This is a genomic window from Aliiroseovarius sp. PrR006 (assembly GCF_010500215.1).
Lineage (GTDB): Bacteria > Pseudomonadota > Alphaproteobacteria > Rhodobacterales > Rhodobacteraceae > Aliiroseovarius.
Genome location: NZ_JAAGOY010000004.1, coordinates 1,718,471 through 1,735,817, shown reverse-complemented (window position 1 = coordinate 1,735,817; position 17,347 = coordinate 1,718,471). Strand labels below are relative to the sequence as shown.

11 protein-coding genes, 1 tRNA gene and 1 pseudogene are annotated in these 17,347 nt (G+C 51.9%); 7 read left to right on the top strand and 6 right to left on the bottom strand.

The annotated features are described in order from the left end of the window. Window positions 1-273 precede the first annotated feature (273 nt). On the top strand, window positions 274-954 hold the full coding sequence (locus tag G0Q00_RS08515) for a cyclic nucleotide-binding domain-containing protein (RefSeq protein ID WP_163038186.1): 681 nt from the start codon (window positions 274-276) through the stop codon (window positions 952-954). A gap of 2 nt (window positions 955-956) precedes the next feature. Here the strand turns inward: G0Q00_RS08515 and G0Q00_RS08510 are convergent, their stop codons facing one another. Further along, window positions 957-1,469: an acyloxyacyl hydrolase gene (locus tag G0Q00_RS08510; protein WP_163038183.1), complete on the bottom strand. Its 513-nt coding sequence runs from the start codon at window positions 1,467-1,469 to the stop codon at window positions 957-959. A gap of 144 nt (window positions 1,470-1,613) precedes the next feature. On the opposite strand from G0Q00_RS08510, the gene G0Q00_RS08505 reads away from it, so the two are divergent. The 5 genes from G0Q00_RS08505 to G0Q00_RS08485 all read left to right on the top strand — a co-directional run bounded on the left by G0Q00_RS08505 (window position 1,614) and on the right by G0Q00_RS08485 (window position 10,575). After that, a tRNA-Met gene (locus G0Q00_RS08505) sits at window positions 1,614-1,690 on the top strand. Window positions 1,691-2,732: 1,042 nt separating this feature from the next. Next, window positions 2,733-6,326, top strand: a complete 3,594-nt coding sequence (locus G0Q00_RS08500) for a hypothetical protein (protein WP_163038181.1) — start codon at window positions 2,733-2,735, stop codon at window positions 6,324-6,326. A 270-nt stretch (window positions 6,327-6,596) separates the two neighbouring features. Then, window positions 6,597-7,340, top strand: a complete 744-nt coding sequence (locus G0Q00_RS08495; RefSeq protein ID WP_163038179.1) for a SapC family protein — start codon at window positions 6,597-6,599, stop codon at window positions 7,338-7,340. Continuing rightward, on the top strand, window positions 7,337-9,061 hold the full coding sequence (locus tag G0Q00_RS08490; RefSeq protein ID WP_163038177.1) for a type I secretion system permease/ATPase: 1,725 nt from the start codon (window positions 7,337-7,339) through the stop codon (window positions 9,059-9,061). The genes G0Q00_RS08495 and G0Q00_RS08490 overlap by 4 nt, the downstream gene beginning before the upstream one ends. A 47-nt stretch (window positions 9,062-9,108) precedes the next feature. Further along, window positions 9,109-10,575: an HlyD family type I secretion periplasmic adaptor subunit gene (locus tag G0Q00_RS08485; RefSeq protein WP_163038175.1), complete on the top strand. Its 1,467-nt coding sequence runs from the start codon at window positions 9,109-9,111 to the stop codon at window positions 10,573-10,575. Window positions 10,576-10,847: 272 nt separating this feature from the next. Here G0Q00_RS08485 and G0Q00_RS08480 read toward each other — a convergent pair. Next, window positions 10,848-11,230: pseudogene (locus G0Q00_RS08480) on the bottom strand (transposase); the annotation flags it as partial. 145 nt (window positions 11,231-11,375) lie between these two features. Here G0Q00_RS08480 and G0Q00_RS08475 point away from each other — a divergent pair. Continuing rightward, entirely contained in the window at window positions 11,376-13,100 is a 1,725-nt protein-coding gene (locus G0Q00_RS08475) for a hypothetical protein (protein WP_163038171.1), read from the top strand. A 39-nt stretch (window positions 13,101-13,139) separates the two neighbouring features. On the opposite strand, the gene G0Q00_RS08470 is transcribed toward G0Q00_RS08475, so the two are convergent. The 4 genes from G0Q00_RS08470 to G0Q00_RS08455 form a co-directional block, all read right to left on the bottom strand. Next, complete coding sequence (locus G0Q00_RS08470) at window positions 13,140-14,108, bottom strand: hypothetical protein (protein WP_163038169.1); 969 nt, start codon at window positions 14,106-14,108, stop codon at window positions 13,140-13,142. Window positions 14,109-14,118: 10 nt separating this feature from the next. After that, window positions 14,119-15,000, bottom strand: a complete 882-nt coding sequence (locus G0Q00_RS08465; RefSeq protein WP_163038167.1) for a hypothetical protein — start codon at window positions 14,998-15,000, stop codon at window positions 14,119-14,121. A 12-nt stretch (window positions 15,001-15,012) separates the two neighbouring features. Then, on the bottom strand, window positions 15,013-15,789 hold the full coding sequence (locus G0Q00_RS08460; RefSeq protein ID WP_163038165.1) for an FkbM family methyltransferase: 777 nt from the start codon (window positions 15,787-15,789) through the stop codon (window positions 15,013-15,015). A 562-nt stretch (window positions 15,790-16,351) separates the two neighbouring features. Further along, window positions 16,352-17,326: a zinc-ribbon domain-containing protein gene (locus tag G0Q00_RS08455; protein ID WP_163038163.1), complete on the bottom strand. Its 975-nt coding sequence runs from the start codon at window positions 17,324-17,326 to the stop codon at window positions 16,352-16,354. Between the last annotated feature and the right edge of the window lie 21 nt (window positions 17,327-17,347).

Sequence of the window (17,347 nt, the reverse complement as noted above, 5' to 3'; positions counted from 1 at the left end):
TTAAGCACGGTTGCGCCAATGGTACTGCATCTTAAGGTGTGGGAGAGTAGGTCACCGCCAAACCTAATAAAGAGCAACAAAAGTATCCTCTCAAATCGATGATCAGAACAACACAAAACGCCGGTAGCCAAAAGCTGCCGGCGTTTTTGTGTTGGAAGACTGATTTCTAGCGATAAACCGTTCTAAAGGTTAACATGCAGGAACTGGTTATCCCTGGAATGATCGTAGAACAGAGTAAGGCGCGTCGTTCCCAGAGATGAGGAGCGCCCGTTCATGTCGTCAGACATTCTTGTATTCGCAGCCGCGGCCACGTTTGTTCTGGGCTACCTGATCATCAATCAGGCGGCTCTACGTATTATGCTGTTGATCGGGACAGGGTTGTACATTTGGTACTATGCTGTCGTGAACGATACGCCACTTTGGCCCGCGATCTGGGCCAGTGGGGCGACCGGATTAGCAAACCTGATTGGGCTGTCCAATCTGTTTATCCGACGGTCCAAGTGGATCATTCCGAGGCGCGATGTCGACATCTATCCGTCTTTCAGCGCACTGCCTCCGGGGGATTTTCGAAAGCTCATGTTATTGGCACGGAGGGAAAAACACGCAAAAGACAGTGTGTTAACGACGGTCGGAGCTGCGGTGCCAGATCTGTACTACGTCATATCTGGCTTAGTGGATGTGCAGAAAAAGGATGGCAGCTTCACGATGCACCGCGGCAATTTCGTGGGTGAAGTCGCGTTCCTGACAAATGAAAAGGCATCAGCGACGGTCGTGATGGCCGAAGAGGGGGAATTGCTTAGCTGGGACGCCAATCAGCTTCGTGCGCGGGCAGAACGGGATGCGAGGTTCCGGCTGGCCTTGGACGCAATGATCTCTCTGGATCTCGCACGCAAGGTGGCGCAGGCGGGGGCGCCAAGGTCTACGGCCGAGGGTAATTTGGACGCTGCTGTGTGATTCTATTGTGCGTAGCGTAGGAGGATAGTCTCCAAACCTGGATTCGGAATCGGATGGCTCAGCCCTCCGTTCGAACGATGGTCCAGTGACGCGCCAATGCGCTCTCCAGTCTGGCGATAAAATCCGGCTTCGATGCCCGACCTGAACTCGAGCGGATAGCCGAGCCGTGGTCCGTTCTCCGATCGCATCCACCAGCCAGGGATAAAACTGAGCTCGGCAAAGCCCGGGCCACTTGGCATTCGGAACTCGTTCACCGCACCCGCGCCAATCCAAACATCGCCGAGGTTGTCGACAGATAAACCAACAACGGGGCGGAAGGGTCCGAAACTGAAGGGAAGATCGTGACGATAGTAAACTTCGCCACCAATCGAATCTGCATCAAAGATAACGCTTCCAGCAGACACTGCGTGACGCGCAACTTCGATGGCGGGTTTGACACAACCGCGATCGCAGTGATTGACCCACATGTCGATCAACCCGGTAAGCAGAAACAAAATTGCCAGTGTGCCGTCCATGGATCCCTCGTTTATTCCCAGAGACTTAGCGAACTACGCGCCCGCTGTCATCAACTGCTAGACCGTATCGCATTTTGTAATAGATTTTTTGCCGATTGCGCTTGAGCTTCCCAATTCTTAGGCCTATATACACCACACTACTGGCGCGGGATGGAGCAGCCCGGTAGCTCGTCAGGCTCATAACCTGAAGGTCGCAGGTTCAAATCCTGCTCCCGCAACCAAAAGCTGATTAGTAATCAGATACTTAAAGGTCACCTTCGGGTGGCCTTTTTGTTTGGGTGAATGTTTGTGGAAGCATTGTGGAAGCAATTGGGGAAGATTCAATGTGTGCCAGAATTGGCACATTCGGATGCGACGCCGAAAAGTGTGCCGACTACGATGAGCAACAGACACTCTCTTAGCAAATGAACCTATTTGGACCCATTAGCGCTGACATCAGACAGGAAGGGAGGGGAGTGGACCCAATGGAGGGAGAGGACGCGATTGTCTTCGAGCATGTTCCTTTGAGCGGAACCGCACGTGACAATGAGCCTTATGATCTGGTCAGGGAGTGCACTCCAGATGACAGATCACAGACTTTTGGAAAAGGTCAGGATCATTGCCATCGAGTGCTCGCTGTAAGGCTATCACAGCCCGGCATGCTCCCTGCGGCCAGCCATCATGGCTGGAGGTTGATAGTGGTGCCACTTGTAACTCTGCCTAAATAATAGTCAATAAAGGAAAAAATTACTTTCTGGTTACCTTTATAGGTGGTGGGTTAGACAGGCGCAGTTGCAAAACTAATGCCTGTCTCAGTCGTCTATGGTGTAGGGGCATCTCAGTAAGGATCACTTTTGATCCTCCCCCACTGAAGGCTGCGACGATATTTGGGGAGGTGACGACAAAGGTTTGATCCGTCCGGGCGTGGGGTGCCTCATTTGGGGCGTTATAGCGACACAATCTTGACATATTCGGAAAAATTACACATAGTTCGACCAATCTATAAAAACGGATATTGAATTTAATAAGAAGCGTGGTTGCTATTTTCACTGTTTGCAAGGCGGCCGATATGAAGACAGACTGTGTCTTCAACCACCTTTGTTATCCGAATATTTGAGCGCAGATCATGTCAGGAAACCCACCGGTCAGATGGGGTGTCCGGCATTCGTTCGCCCATCCCAGAAAGTTTAGTGCCTGTTTTCAGGTGTGATGATTGTGCCTTTTGTTCGGGTCGGTTTTGGGGGATCGCGCGGATAGTGGCTGTAAGTGGATTGGAGGGGTGCCATGCCTAGCGACGACAAGATTATTCTGACCGAAGACGAGATCATTGATGACAGCTTGGAAGTCATCACAGACAAGGATGATTATGCTCCGGCATCGGATGCCGAAATTACGGTCACTGGGGTAGATGTCGGGGGAACGGTTACATTTGAAGTCGAACACGTGTCCGACGCGGGTGAAGATGGTATCTATGGCACAGAGGACGATACTATCGTCGATCTGGGTGGGGACGGCCACGATGCCTGGACAGTCACTGACGGCGGTGAAGGCGATCTAGACGGTGAAGCAAATGGCACCATCGTTACCAGTTGGTTTGTGAACCCCGATGATTCATTGGATGAGACATTTCTGCTGTCAGCGGATGACGGGACCGAAATCGCTTATGCCACATTCACGGATGGACCCGCCCCGGCTTACAATCTGGACCAGTGGAAAAACGGATCAAGTGGCGACCATATTGATGATGGTGATGCATGGGCCAACGGTAACCTCAATGGTAGCCAAGCGCATTATTATGCAGATGATTTTGTCCCCTACCGCGCGACGCTTTCCGATCTTGAAGCGGGCACTTACTTTCTGACGATAGAATGGGATACCACTGAAGGTGGCCAAACTTCGATCGATCACCTTGGAACCTATGATGCTGGCTATACGGGCAGTGGTTTTCATGTCGGAGAAGCAGTCCTCCCTGACCCGACGGATGGATTGACGCCTAACAACGAGACGACCACTCTGGAAATCGTTGAAGACCCGTTCTACGCGCTAAACGATGCTGGGGATGCGCAGGAAGCCGGCGTATTCACCATGCATGATGCGACTCTTCTGGGCTATGCGGTAGATACTGGTGGTGACGGATTTGGGAATGAAACGGATGTCTACTACATCAATTCTGCTCCGGACACGTGGCTGGTCTATAATGGTTTCACCAATTACTCCAATGGCACCGCAGAGGCGGGCACACTTACGTCTGATCAAGTTGGAGCGTTAATCTACACTCAATCCGGCGATATCACAGCTAACTCCCAAAATAGCCTCACGGTCATTTTTGAATACTACAACGAAACCGATGGCGATGCCGTTTTGTCTTGGAGTGGACACATCGGATCGAATGAGGACTGGAATGACCAGGCCAATCCGTCTGGTTCGCCTTACCACATGCGGCTTCTGAACATTGCGGGTTATGACGACGATGGAGGAGAGATCGTCGACGGTGGCGGCAACCAAGACCGATCACTTTCCCGCACGGCAATTATCTTGAGCAATCCCGCATTTGAAGTGACCAAGGAAGCCAACGTTGAAACCGTTGATGCACACGGCGACGTGATCGACTACACGATCAAGGTCTTCAATACTGGTGATACCCCGCTGACCGGAATTGATATTTCCGACCCATTGCTTGGGGTATTGACCCGCCAAGCTGATGAAGTCGGGAACGATGACGACGTTCTGGATGCCGGGGAGATCTGGGTCTACACGGGCAGTTATTCTGTCGACCAATCGGACATCGATAGCAACGGTGCGTTGGAAGTTAATAACGATGATATAGACAATGATACCGGAGTTGCAGCAACTCCAGACGGCGACATTGACAACACGGTGACGGTTAGTTTCGCGGAAATCGAGGGTGCGAAGACTGCTACTGCGGATGTAGATATAATCCAGACCCCTGTTCTTGAGATTGAGAAGACGGTCACGGATGTGGATGGTGACGGGACGGGCACCAGCAATGTGGATGCAGCGGGTGATGTGATCACCTACCAGATTGCGGTGTCGAACGGCGGCAACCAGTCTCTGACCAACATCACGGTTGATGATCCGCTTCTCGACAATGAGGCGCCTGTTCTGTCCGGCGGCTTCAATGTCGGTGACACGGACATGGACAATGAGCTGGATGTGGATGAGACCTGGCTCTACAGCGGCAGCTACACGGTCACGCAGGATGACATTGACGACAACGGGATCGACAAGGACGGCAATGTTGACGGCAATGGCTATATCGACAACACCGCGACGGCTGACAGTGACGAGACCGACCCCGCGGATGACAGCGCGGCTGTTGGCATAGACTACAATCCCGCCCTAACGATCGACAAGCAGACCGTACTCTACACAATCGATGGTCAAGTGGATCAAGTCGGTGACGGTTTAACCGGTGCATTTGCTGGGCAGGAAGTTTCTTGGCAATACGTCGTTACAAATAACGGCAATGTAACGATCTCGAATGTTTACATCATTGATGATAACGGGACTCCCGGTGATCCATCAGATGATTTCGATACGCTTGGGACTAATGGTTCGCCAAAGATCATCATTAACGGAGATGATGGTGATGGTGTGCTGGAAGCTGGCGAAGTTTGGGAAGGTGATGTGAACGGCAATGGCTTGCTGGATGTTGGCGAGAGCTGGCACTATAGCTCGGTGCCGAATTTGACCGTCGACGCAGAGACCTTCGTCTACACCAACATTGCATATGCAACCGGGACAACTGAACTTGATGTCGATACGTCAGTTGCGCAGGATGATTCTGGCTATGTCGTTCTGAACAAGGGTTATGTGACCAATTCAAGTTTCTGCGTAATCGAAGATTTCAACGTATTGTTCTCACCTGATATGGATGGGACATATACGGAAACGTCGACACAGCCTGGACAGTTTTTCTACAATGCTTTTGAGACAGTAGAGAACCTCGAGAGCGCTGGCTACACTCTTACGCTTCACATTCCAGATGGGTTTGCGTTGCAGTCACCGGATGCGTTCTTTGAAAGTGCAGTGCACGTATATGATGGGATCGAAGTTGATCCTGATTGTCCGGAACTTGGCTTCATTTGGAGTGATGAACTTTCGCAGCAATACTACACAGTCGATTTCGTCTATTACGGCGATCAGGACTTCGATGATCCCGATGGACGCGGTTGGGTAATCGACACGGATCCCTCAGATCCGAACTATGGATCATTCGACGTGGTCATCACCTTCGATCCGGAGCATTTCTCTGAAGAGCTGGAAGGTAACTTTGCGGTCAATGTCCATCTTGACCACGAAACTGAGGGGACAAGCAGCTGGAGCCAAGACGGCACGGATGCTGTTGCAGGACCGGGACCTGACGCGTTGGCCAATGAGCACGATGTGTACGGAACGGACACAATCCTAGATGGCACGAACTACGAGTTCTACACGACCATTGGAGATGGCGTAGTAGAAACAGTTGTCGAAGGCAGCCAGGACAGTGTTGCCAACATCAATGACTTTAAAGACTTCAAGATGAAGGGTGTTGGTGGGTTCATTTGGGACGATCAGAATGATAGCGCCGACTATGATTCCGGAGAAGGTTTGGAAGGCTATAATGTCGTACTCATGGGCTATGCCGACCGGAAGAGCTCTGATTGGACGTCATTGGAAGTGATGGTTACGGATGAAGATGGCTGGTACCATTCCGATTATGTCCATAAGGGCAAGGTAAGTACCTACGAGATCTTGGTGTACGATGCTGACAATAATCTGGTAGCAGAATCTGGTGAATTTACCCTGGGCAAAGGGGATCAGTTCGAGATCTTCAATTGGGAGGAAGACGGCGATCTCGTTGCTGCGATTGCTTAATAACCTCTCTATGAAACAGGAGATAGCAGCGTCGCCATTTGGCGCTGCTATCTCACTATTCACAACGCACTTCCCGTTATGTTGCAAGGTCTTAGCCGAGCTCCTGATATCCTTTAGGGCTATCGTTCAGCTAGGTGTGTGCGATGTAAATGTGCTCATGGAATCTTTGCCGCTGGGTATCCGCGCACCCGGAAGTTGTTGAAAAAATAGACAAATGTTCTGATTTCGCATACTGTTACTTTGTGATGTTGTTATGAGTGGTTACCGAAAATGAATATTGACACATTGTTTAAAAGCGTTGTTCCCCTTTCGAAGGGCAGACATCAGGATACGTATTTCGAAACGGGGCAGGGCTATGATTTCGCAAGAAGTCTTCACTGCGTTCCCGCGTTGTTTTCCGAATTCCCGAACTTGGTGCGCGAGTATCCAATTGTTTTTTGGGAGAACGAAGAAGATGTCGGCGTGGTTGCGCTGTTGGCTCTGAGGGAAGATGAGAATCTTTTTGTTTCTGCCGACGGCAGTTGGAGCGCGGACTACATGCCGGCCATTCTGCGGCAGTACCCATTTACGGCAATGCTCCGCCCCAGTGATGACCAAAAGTCTGGCGTGCTTTGCATCGCCGAGGACCATCCGGGCTTCAATAAGGCTGAGAAAGGGTATGCCTTATATGACAGTGAAGGTGAACTGAGCGAGTTTACAACGCGTGCGCAATCAATGGTTTCACAGGCCACGAGTGATGGGTTGCATAGTGAAGAGATTTGCAAGCGGCTAAAAGAACTTGATGTGCTGTCCCCGCTACAGGCCATGATCGAAACCGAAATTGGAGAAAAGTTCAAACTGGCTGGCGTCCAAGCCGTGAACCGAAACAAGTTGAATGATTTGCCAGCCAAGACGTTGAAGGATCTTCAAAAGAACGGAACGCTGGAAATGCTCCATCTTCACCAGTTGAGCTTGGGTAATCTTCGGTCTTTGGCAACGCGAGCAGCTGGTCATACAAAACCGCAATCCCATTGAAAACTAAGAAGGATTTCGGCATGAGGGAGCCTACATTACTTGGCCGGATTTTGAGGGAAGGGCGTAGGCAGTTTGCGATTTTATTCGCACTTAGTTTCTTAGCCAACATCCTTCTCTTGGTTTCTTCGATCTATATGTTGCAGGTATTCGATCGCGTGCTGTCCAGCGGATCACTTGATACGCTGATCTGGTTGTCCGTTGTCGCACTTCTGGCCATCATGACCTACGGCTTTCTTGAATTTGCCCGGCGCAAGATTCTTATGAGGACCGGGGCTTGGATCGCGGCTGAGCTTTCCCCCGAAGTGATCCGCCGTTCCATCGCGGCACGCCTGGGCAGCGGGCGTAGCCCTGCTGGACTCGGAGATGTCAGAGATGTCCGGAGTTTCGTGAGTGGCGAAGCCATTATCGCTTTTTTCGATGCACCCTGGTCGCCGATTTTTATTGCGATCATATGGTTGATGCATCCAGTACTTGGTGTGATCGCGATATTCGGTGCGGTCGCTTTGTTTTCAATCGGCGTTCTTAACGATGCAATTACGCGTAAATCGCAAGCAGAGGCCGCAGCGAAACTTCGGCAGGTGCAAAGCGATGCAGATGCGTTTGTCGCAGGTGCTGAAGTCCTGGAAGGGATGGGAATGATCGCATCCGCCACAAGCCGATGGAGCGCCCAGCACGATGCGGCAGAGCGGGAAGGGACCAATGCGGCCGAAGTGTCGTCCATCCTGTTCAACCTGTCGCGAGCTTTGCGGCTGGGATTGCAGATCTGTATCTTGGGCGCAGGTGCAGCACTGGTTTTGCAAGCGGAACTGACAGCAGGAGGGATGATTGCAGCTTCGATCATCCTGGCACGCGCGCTTTCACCGGTTGAGCGGGCCATTTCGGCCTGGAAGGGGTTCGGATCTTACCGCTTGGCTCGCAGGCGTCTGGAAACTCTTTTCGGGGTGACCAACAATCTGGTTGAGCGTGTATCTCTTCCGAAACCGAAGGGAAAGCTAACCGTCAAGGGTTTGCAGTACTTCGCACCTGAAACACGGGCACCCCTTATAAAATCTGTTTCTTTCCAGCTGGCTCCAGGCGAGATATGCGGCGTGTTGGGGCCGTCCGGTGGTGGAAAGTCGAGCCTCTGTCGCCTAATCGTGGGCGCTTGGAAGCCCAGTTTTGGTGAAGTTCGTTTGGATGGTGCTGATCTGAACGAATGGGACAGTGCCGAGCGTGGGCGTTATGTTGGTTATCTTCCCCAGCACGCTGAACTGTTTTCTGGCTCGGTTTCCGAAAATATTGCGCGCCTAGGTGACTTGGATGATGGAGCGGTGTTAAAGGCCGCGCAAAAAGCAGGGGCTCATGAAATGATCCTGTCCCTGCCCGAGGGCTATGAAACCCAGTTGGGACAATATCGCGATCAGCTTTCTGGTGGTCAGAAACAAAGGATCGGACTTGCGCGGGCCCTGTATAATGATCCCAGCTTTTTGGTGTTGGACGAGCCAAACTCCAATCTGGATGGAAACGGTGAGATCGCGCTTCAACACGCGCTCGCGGCCATGAAAAAATCCGGGCAAACCGTACTTATCGTGACGCATGTGCCGCATTTGTTGCGGGCAGTCGACAAAGTCATGGTCATTCAGGATGGCGCTATGAAGAAATTCGGGGGTCGTGATGAAGTAATGCGCGAATTGATGGCGAAGAGCCGGACAGAGTCCAGCCCAGCGAAAGCAGCCGAGTAGAAACAATGTCAGAGTATGAGACACCGTCGCATGACCTAAATGGGTATATGGATTTATGGGGCAAAGCCTCCGATGCGATCAATAAGTTGTTGTCGGGAGAAGCCGATTTGCACACCCCGGCAGTTTTTGTTGTCGTTGGATTGATCGGGGTCCTCATCGTTGCGCTGCTGCTCAGGGTGATGCTCGGCTCGGATGCGGCGCAATCCCCCCGTACGCCACTATCCTCTCAGACCAGAGGCGCCCGCCTGCTTGGGGTTGGGGTAACCGTTCTATTTTTTGGTGTTCTGGGAGGATGGGCTTGGTATGCACCTCTTGCGAGCGCGGCTATCGCCCCCGGAGTGGTCAGCCCAGATGGATCACGCAAGACAGTACAGCATCTGGAGGGGGGGATCATACAGCGTATCCATGTCCGTGAAGGGCAACACGTCGAGGCTGGCGCAACGCTGATCACCTTGGAAAGTGTGCGTGCTCTCGCACGCTTGGATGAACTGCGTGAGCGAACGATTTTCCTGCTAGCGACAGAAAGCCGCTTGGTGGCTGAGATGGCCGATCAGGGTCTTATTGAGTTTAGTTTCCCTGATGATCTGATGAATGAAGCAGCCGCTAGAGTGGAGGTTGCGAGAACTGGACAGCAGCAACTGTTTGAAAACAGAAGGGATGTGCACGACGCAAGGGTTCGCATTCTGGGTAAGCGTATCGATCAGTTGAATGAGGAAATCATCGGTCTCGAGGAGTTTATCGCAGCGCAGAACCAACAGCTTGATCTTGTTGGCCAGGAATTGGAAGCCACCCAAAGACTTTATGAGCAAGGCCTTCAACGCCTGTCCCCCTATTTGGCTCTTCAACGGCAGGAAGCAAATTTGAAAGCTGAGCGAGCCGCCAATCGGGCCTCTATTGCGCGACTTGGGCAGCAGATTGGTGAAACTGAGTTGCAGTTGGCGGCAATCGGTCAGCAGGCCAAGGAAGAGATCAGTGAAGAATTGAGCCAGGTGCGAACTGAACTCGCAACCATAAGGTCCCAGATTCCCGAGAGGATGGATGCTTTGCATCGAACCATCGTTAAGGCACCTATCTCGGGACAAATCCTGAATATTCAGGTGACAACTGAAACCGGAGGTATTCTTAGCCCCGGTGGCGAAATTCTGGATATTGTTCCCGATGATGCAGCACTGATTATCGATGCGCGGGTTCGTCCGACCGATATTGATACGGTGTTTCCGGGTATGAACGCGCAGATTATTCTAACGGCCTACGCTCAACGAAACTTGCCCCGAATATATGGAACTTTGCAAAGCGTATCGGCCGACCGGTTTGTCGATGAGCGCACGGGTGAGCCCTATTTTCTTGCGAAAATTGTTGTTGATGGGGATCAGGCGGAAACATTGGGGAGCAATGTCGAGCTAATTGTCGGGATGCCCGCAGATGTCATGATTTTGACCGGTGAACGGACATTGTTTGACTTCTTGATGAAGCCTTTTGTTGATTCTATTCGCACGAGTTTCAAAGAAGAATAGGTGTTCTTGCCTGCTTTACTGAGAGCCAGCCAGCGTGAAGACGGCACAATTGTAATTTCGTACCGTGAGGACGTCAGGCCATCCAACACGATCCTAATCTTCTCTTCGCTGGAATATTGCTTGCGCGTGGCGCGCTTGATGTCTTTGCCGATCTTCTCGCCAGGGCTCTTCGTCGTCTTTCTCATCGTCCACTCCTCAGTGGTTACGATGAGCAACAAACGCTCTCTTAGTAAATGAACCTATTTGGACCCATTAGCGCTGACATCAGACAGCCTGGATTGATATCTGTGAGAAGCCCGCCCGAAGCCCATGGCATTACACGCACGGCGCTCAGACACCCCAAACACATCTTGATAGTGCCGGACAATCTCGCGGCGGCGGACAGGCTTAACCACTTTTTTCTCAGCGCATTCTGAAGCATCGTCTTGTCCAGCGTCGGATCCGCGACCAGCCGTTTCAGCTTGCCGTTTTCATCTTCGAGCAGTTTTAGCCGTCGAATCTCCGACACGCCCATCCCGGCATAGACCTTCTCCCAACGATAGAATGTCGCCTCAGAAATCCCCATCTTTCGGCAGATCTCGCCAACCGTCGTTCCGGCTTCCGCTTGTCTCAGCGAAAAGGAAATCTGTTCATCCCTGAATCGTTTCTTCGGCATTGGTACACTCCCTCTCTTGCCAGAATGTACCCAAAATTTCGCTCTCAGTTCGGATCAGTTTCAGGGGGCAAGACCAACCTAGTATTGCTCCCCGATTCACAGCCAGTATAGTTACGCAAAAGTCTATTACTTGATTGGAAGAAATATGAGCGACCACTCCTTCGGCGCAATTCAGTCCCAAGTGAAAATCGTGATTTGGGACCTGGACGAAACCTTTTGGAAAGGGACGCTTAGCGAAGAAGGCATCCAGCCTATCGAAGAGTACGCTTCCCTTGTGCGCACCCTCGTCGACCGGGGGATAATGTGTTCAATCTGTTCCAAGAACGACTTCGAAACCGCAAAGGCCAAACTGGTAGAGCTGGGCGTTTGGGACTGGTTTGTCTTCCCTCACATTGATTGGACGCCAAAAGGACAGGCCATCAAAACGATGCTTGACCGAATGGGTTTGCGCCCCCAGAACGCGTTGTTTCTGGACGACAATCATATGAATCTCGAGGAAGCATCGTTCTTCAATGAAGACCTGATGTGCGTCGATGGTCGCCTTGATATGACTGAACTTCTGGCGCTGCCAGAGTTGAAGGGGAAGGATGACGCTAAGCATTCCCGACTGGCTCAGTACCGCGTCATGGAAGAAAAGTTTCTCGAACAAACCGATAGCGGGTTGTCGAACGAGGAATTCCTTCGACAGTCGGGCATCAAGATCAAGATCATCACCGATATTGATGACAAAATGGACCGGGTTCTGGAACTTCTAAACCGGACCAATCAGTTGAATTTCACGAAAGTGCGAGCCAACACTGAAGAGGAAATCGAAAACCTCAACGAGTTGTTGAACACCTCGGGTATGCATGCAGGTCTTATACACGCTCAAGACCGGTACGGAGACTATGGCATCGTTGGGTTCTTCTGTGTGAGAACCAAGTTCTCGGGCACCACAATGCACCATTTTGCCTTCTCTTGCCGTACCTTGAACATGGGTGTTGAACAATGGGTCTGGGATTATCTCGGACGACCAGAGTTCGATGTCGTAGGTCCGGTTTCCGGGTCGCTTGCTACTGATACGACGGTTGATTGGATCACCGAGGTTTCAAGTTTCGACTCGGACGAGAATAGTTCAGAACAGAAGCGTTTGTGTTTGGTCGGTGGGTGTGACCTATTGCAGGTGTCGTTCTATTGCGGGACAAACCGCGATGAGTTTGTAAACAAACAAGACGATATGGGCATGCTGGTCCGCTATGACGATGTTGGTTTCTTCATCAACCCTCGTGACATGGCCCTGAAACACTCTAAGCCACTACAACTTTTTGTAGGCCAGACACTGGATGAAATGAAGGCGCTGGACCGCAGCCTACAAGAAGCAGACTTGATCCTTCTGTCCTTGTATTTCTCGATTCCGTCCGATTTGTTGTTCACCTATGGCGGACAGGAGTTCGGCGGAAAATATTGGGCCACTGTACCGCCACGCCGGTTCAAGAAACTTATGCGCGATCATCAACTCGCCATGCGATTCGCAAAAGAAATGCACCACCGCCGCCTTCCGCGAGAAGAGCGGCTGGAATTGACCCGCCGCGCTTTCCAGCACTCATATGATCTGAAACAGCCCGGAGTTCCGCTGTTCATTCTAGGTGCAGCGACGCAGCACGGCGAGCAAGCGAAACGAACTTTGGAAATGCGCGAAGACTTCAACCGGATGTGCCGACGCTTCTGTGACGCGCACCCGGATGCCGAGTTCGTCGACGTAGATACGCTTTTGGATCCGGACGAGTTTGCAGACAGCGATCACTATACCCGCACAGGCTATTTCAAGATCGCGGACTTTGTGAACACACACACAGACGAACGCAAATCCGATCTCGTATTGGCGTCTTGAACTGTGTCCAGTGTTGAGGCTTTCCCTCGTTGAACCAGCTCAGACGATTGGATCATGCCCCAGCAGTGAGGCAAGAGAGCGACGTGCATTGTTGAAAACCAATCGTTCAACCTGAGGATCCGAGGTGATGACATCGTGAAGCTTTGCTCCCGCCTCGACTAGGTTTAGTTGCTCGTAAACCTTGGCCAGCAACTGAATGTTTTCAGAGCTCGGCTGCATCTCAAAGCTTTTTTCCAAGTAGTGCAACGCCTCCTGCGGCTTTGCTTCCCGAACAAGCTTCTTTCCATAGTTGCTGTTCCAAATATGCGAAGTCGTTGTCGGCAGATCGAGCGGTGGAATCGTGAAGTCCTCAACGATTGACAGGATGTAATCAGCGACCACCCCGTACACCGCGAGAGTTTCCAAAACTTTGTGACCCGTAAAGGGCAGTTCAACAAACGCGGCCGACGGATAAAGGACTCGTAGGAAGTCGTTCGTAAGAATGTTGTCGGGCTTTTCATGAGGGTCCCAGACAACAACAACCCGTCCACTGGTTCTGGGTGCTTCCTTGAGATCTTGATGCAAAATTGGCACTGTTTGAGCATGCCGCATTCCAAGCGCCGGAAGTGCTGGCAACTGCGGAGCCACAGCTATCAACTCTGCACCCAGTGCACCGGTATAATAGGCTGCAGCATAAGCACCTAAACTTGCGCCATATGCGACCACCCTGCGCCCGTGAATGTGATCAGAAACTGCGTCCAAGAACTGCTCACGCGATAAGGTTTGATACTGCTTACCACGCTTCGGGGCGACGTAGATTGTCGAATAACCATTCTTCAGTAAAAGCTCAGTTCCAAAGCCACTGTAGTCGATATCTGATTGCAGCGTTCCGAATGTAATTACCACAGTCCGCTCTGGCGAATGATCGTCTTGCTCATGGCGATGGTATGTAATGCGGAACTCATCGGTCTCGGCCAAGACCAACGATTCCGATGTACAAGGCATATCCAGTTCTAGCCTTTCTTCCACATATATCTCCTTAGATCATCCCGATGAAGCGATCGGGCAAGATATGTAGCGTCCCCTCAACAAACCAATGAATTTTGTACATGCCGGGCTTCCCTTCCTGGAAAGAGGATCGAACTCTTTCTCTTTGCGCTGAAAACTCAAAGGATTTCTCTTCAGGCAAAATCGGGAATCTCAGAAATGAGTTAGTAACAATACGGTATACCTGTTCTGACCATCCCCAGCTTCCAGCCCCGATCACCACTTCGTTTCCGTCTTCATCGTTGAAGCGGAAGCCAAGGCGTTCTTCATGCCGCCGGATATGGGTATTCTGGTCGAACCACTTCAAATGGAACGTGTACAAATTGTCGTCGAGGTAAAGCGTGTCGTGAGAGCATCCATGCCCATCCGGCCCCCAGACGATCGGAACGTTGGTAATATTGGGCTTTGTATACCACCCGTTCATCCGCACAAACTGCCGCTGGTCAAACATCTTCCGCGAGTAGTCATAATCGCTTTCAATGTCGAACCGGTGCATAATCTCAAGACCAAGCGGCGAGATCACATTGACCGAGCTTGGAATGTTCGAGATATATGCATCCAGATCCCACCCGACATCCGGATCCAACGCAATGATTTCGTCCACATCATTCATCACGACCCGGCTGTGCTTTTCGGTCAGCTCTGAACAGAACGTACTGAGAAAGCTCATTCGGTCTTGATCAAGCCGCGGATTGCGCGGATCTCTTTCGATCTCAACGATGTTACAGTCTCCGGCAACCTCGTGCACATATGGCTGTGGACCATGAGTAACGATATAGATATTTTCTGGGTTGGTGAACTTGCGATAATGGCCCAACCACAGTTCTAGAAAGAACTCGTCATTGTAGACCATTGTTACATAGGCAACTGACATGGCTTTGCTCTGTTATGAAGGCAAGCAAACCAACGAATGTCGACCAACTCGGACGGCTTCGTACGATCTGGCCTCCATAAACTCTTTTATTTCAACAGCATCGCGACCCGAAAGGTTTGTGAGAATCACTGGCTTGTCTTTCTTCATCGTCTCCTCGGCCCCACGCAGCGCATAGATTTTTTGCCCTGGAATATCCAAGTTAATCAGACCGACATTTTCGATACCTAAGTCATCAATCGCCTTAGCCTCGACGTCTCCTCCTTCACGCCGGATGTATGCCGTTTCAGAAAGCTTCGCGGGCTGTATGTCACCCCGCACCATCATTGAAGTACCGTCATCAACGACGGCCCTGATCAGCGATATCGGGCCACCGTCTGAATTCGCTTCGATGGTTCTGGACAGCGCGTTCTGGACGGTTTTTTGCGGTTCGACCATATGCGTGCTTGCAGGGGATAGGAATTTTCTTAGTACAAGACCTTGCAGGCCAGTATACGAACCAACATCAATCAGTGACTTCCCTTCTAAACTCGGCACGAGATCAAACAGCTGGGTTAAGAGCACCGGATCGGGCACCACATGACTGCTCGCAATTCGAAACTGATAATTTTCAAAACTAGCCCACGGCAGCGCGACCCGGAATTCCTCATCGCGATAGAACACCGAGCACGTCCCTTCTTGAGGATTGGACATCAACTGAATTTGGCGTTCTAGTTGCTTGATCAGATTCTGAGCTTGCGTCAGCAAATTGGCCGCTTCAACTTGCTCATCGCTCCCAACGTTTACTTGCATGTTGCCTAATTCCATATCCCAATATTCAAACCACAATAACGCATAGCTTCAAAAGCCCGGCACATCCATAGCTCACATAAAATAGCTGTGTCGCGGGCCGTCAGTCAGGCAAAAGATTGCCCCAGCCATGGTCGTGGCTAAACGATACCGTGTCGGTATCCTCTCGGCGTCCGAGAACCCCTGAGCTGCGGCAACTCGTTTTACGCCCGACAAGAGCGATGATGCTTTTTGCACCACACCCTTTGGCGTTCCTGTTGATCCCGATGTGAACACAACTGATGCGTCCAAGCTTCCAGATAGATGGCTCGTCTCAAGATCGCGTTGTTCTGTTCCGATCGCCTGAACGACTGATGCGTCAATGGTCAAGGAAGGGCTGTGGTTGCGTTCGATTTCTGCCAAATGCGCATCGGACGATTTCGGGGAAAGCAGCATTGGCGGCCCGCCGCATAATCAAGCCAACAAGATGAGCCAAACGCTCTCTTACTTCAGGCCAACATTGGTCCCAAAAACTTTGACGACGCACAGCCAGTCAAAAAGCTCCTGAACGGAAGGGTTTTTTCACTCAGCCGTCGGACGAGGTGTCCATCAAGCCGCGCATCTTCTCGATCGCGGATTGCATGGCGCCTTCCAGCCACAGCCGGGTGTTGTCGCCGAACGCGGTATACTGGTCAAGCACGCCTTGCGCCTGCGGGAAACGTTCAGCGATTTGCGGCGCCAGTATGTAGAGGCTGACCAGCAGCACGGCCAGCAAGATGGTCAGGCTGAACCCGCGGCGGAATCCTTTTCCGCCCGACGCGGTGTCCCCGGCCATCGGGCCAAGATCGATCCGCGTGTCATCCGAGGCGTCGGGCGCATCAAGGGTCGAGTTGATCTCTTCAATGTCTGGCAGCATGTCGCGGCTGCGCAGATCTTTTTCGCCGACCTCTTCCTCGTCGGCATTCGCCCCGTCTTCCATTTTCTGAAGGCGGGCGGCAAGCTCGGCGTCGTTGTCGCGTTGAGCCACGTCCAAGCCAAGATCCGGCTGCGTTTCAAGCCCCTGGCTCTCGGCCTCGCGGGCGCGCAGCTCTTGTTTGGCTTCTTCCTGAAGGATCTGCTTGACCTCGTCGCTGACCTCTTTGCGGGGGGCGGCGGGGACCGGCGCATCCTCGGTGTCATTGTCGCCATCGTCGGTATCGTCAGCGTCCGGTTCGACTGAGTCCTCTGTCGCGGCTTCGTCTTGATCGTGGGCATCGGTCACATCCGCGTCGGCCTCATCAGGCTCGGCAAGGTCTTCGCTGGCCTCAGCGCTCGGCGTTTCTTCCGGGGTTGGCTTGGGCGTCGGATCAGACTTGAATGCTTCTTCGATGCTGGGGGGCAGCGGGGCCGGGATTTCGATTTTCGGTTCGGGTTTGACTACGGCTTGGGCGGTTGCAGGTCTTGGGGGGGTGAAAAACCACGCGTGACCACAATTCGAACACTGAACATCACGGCCCCCATCGGGCATAACGCGATCATCAACTTCGTACTGAGCGCCACAATTGGGGCAAACCAAACGCATTTTTAACTATTCCCCTCAGAC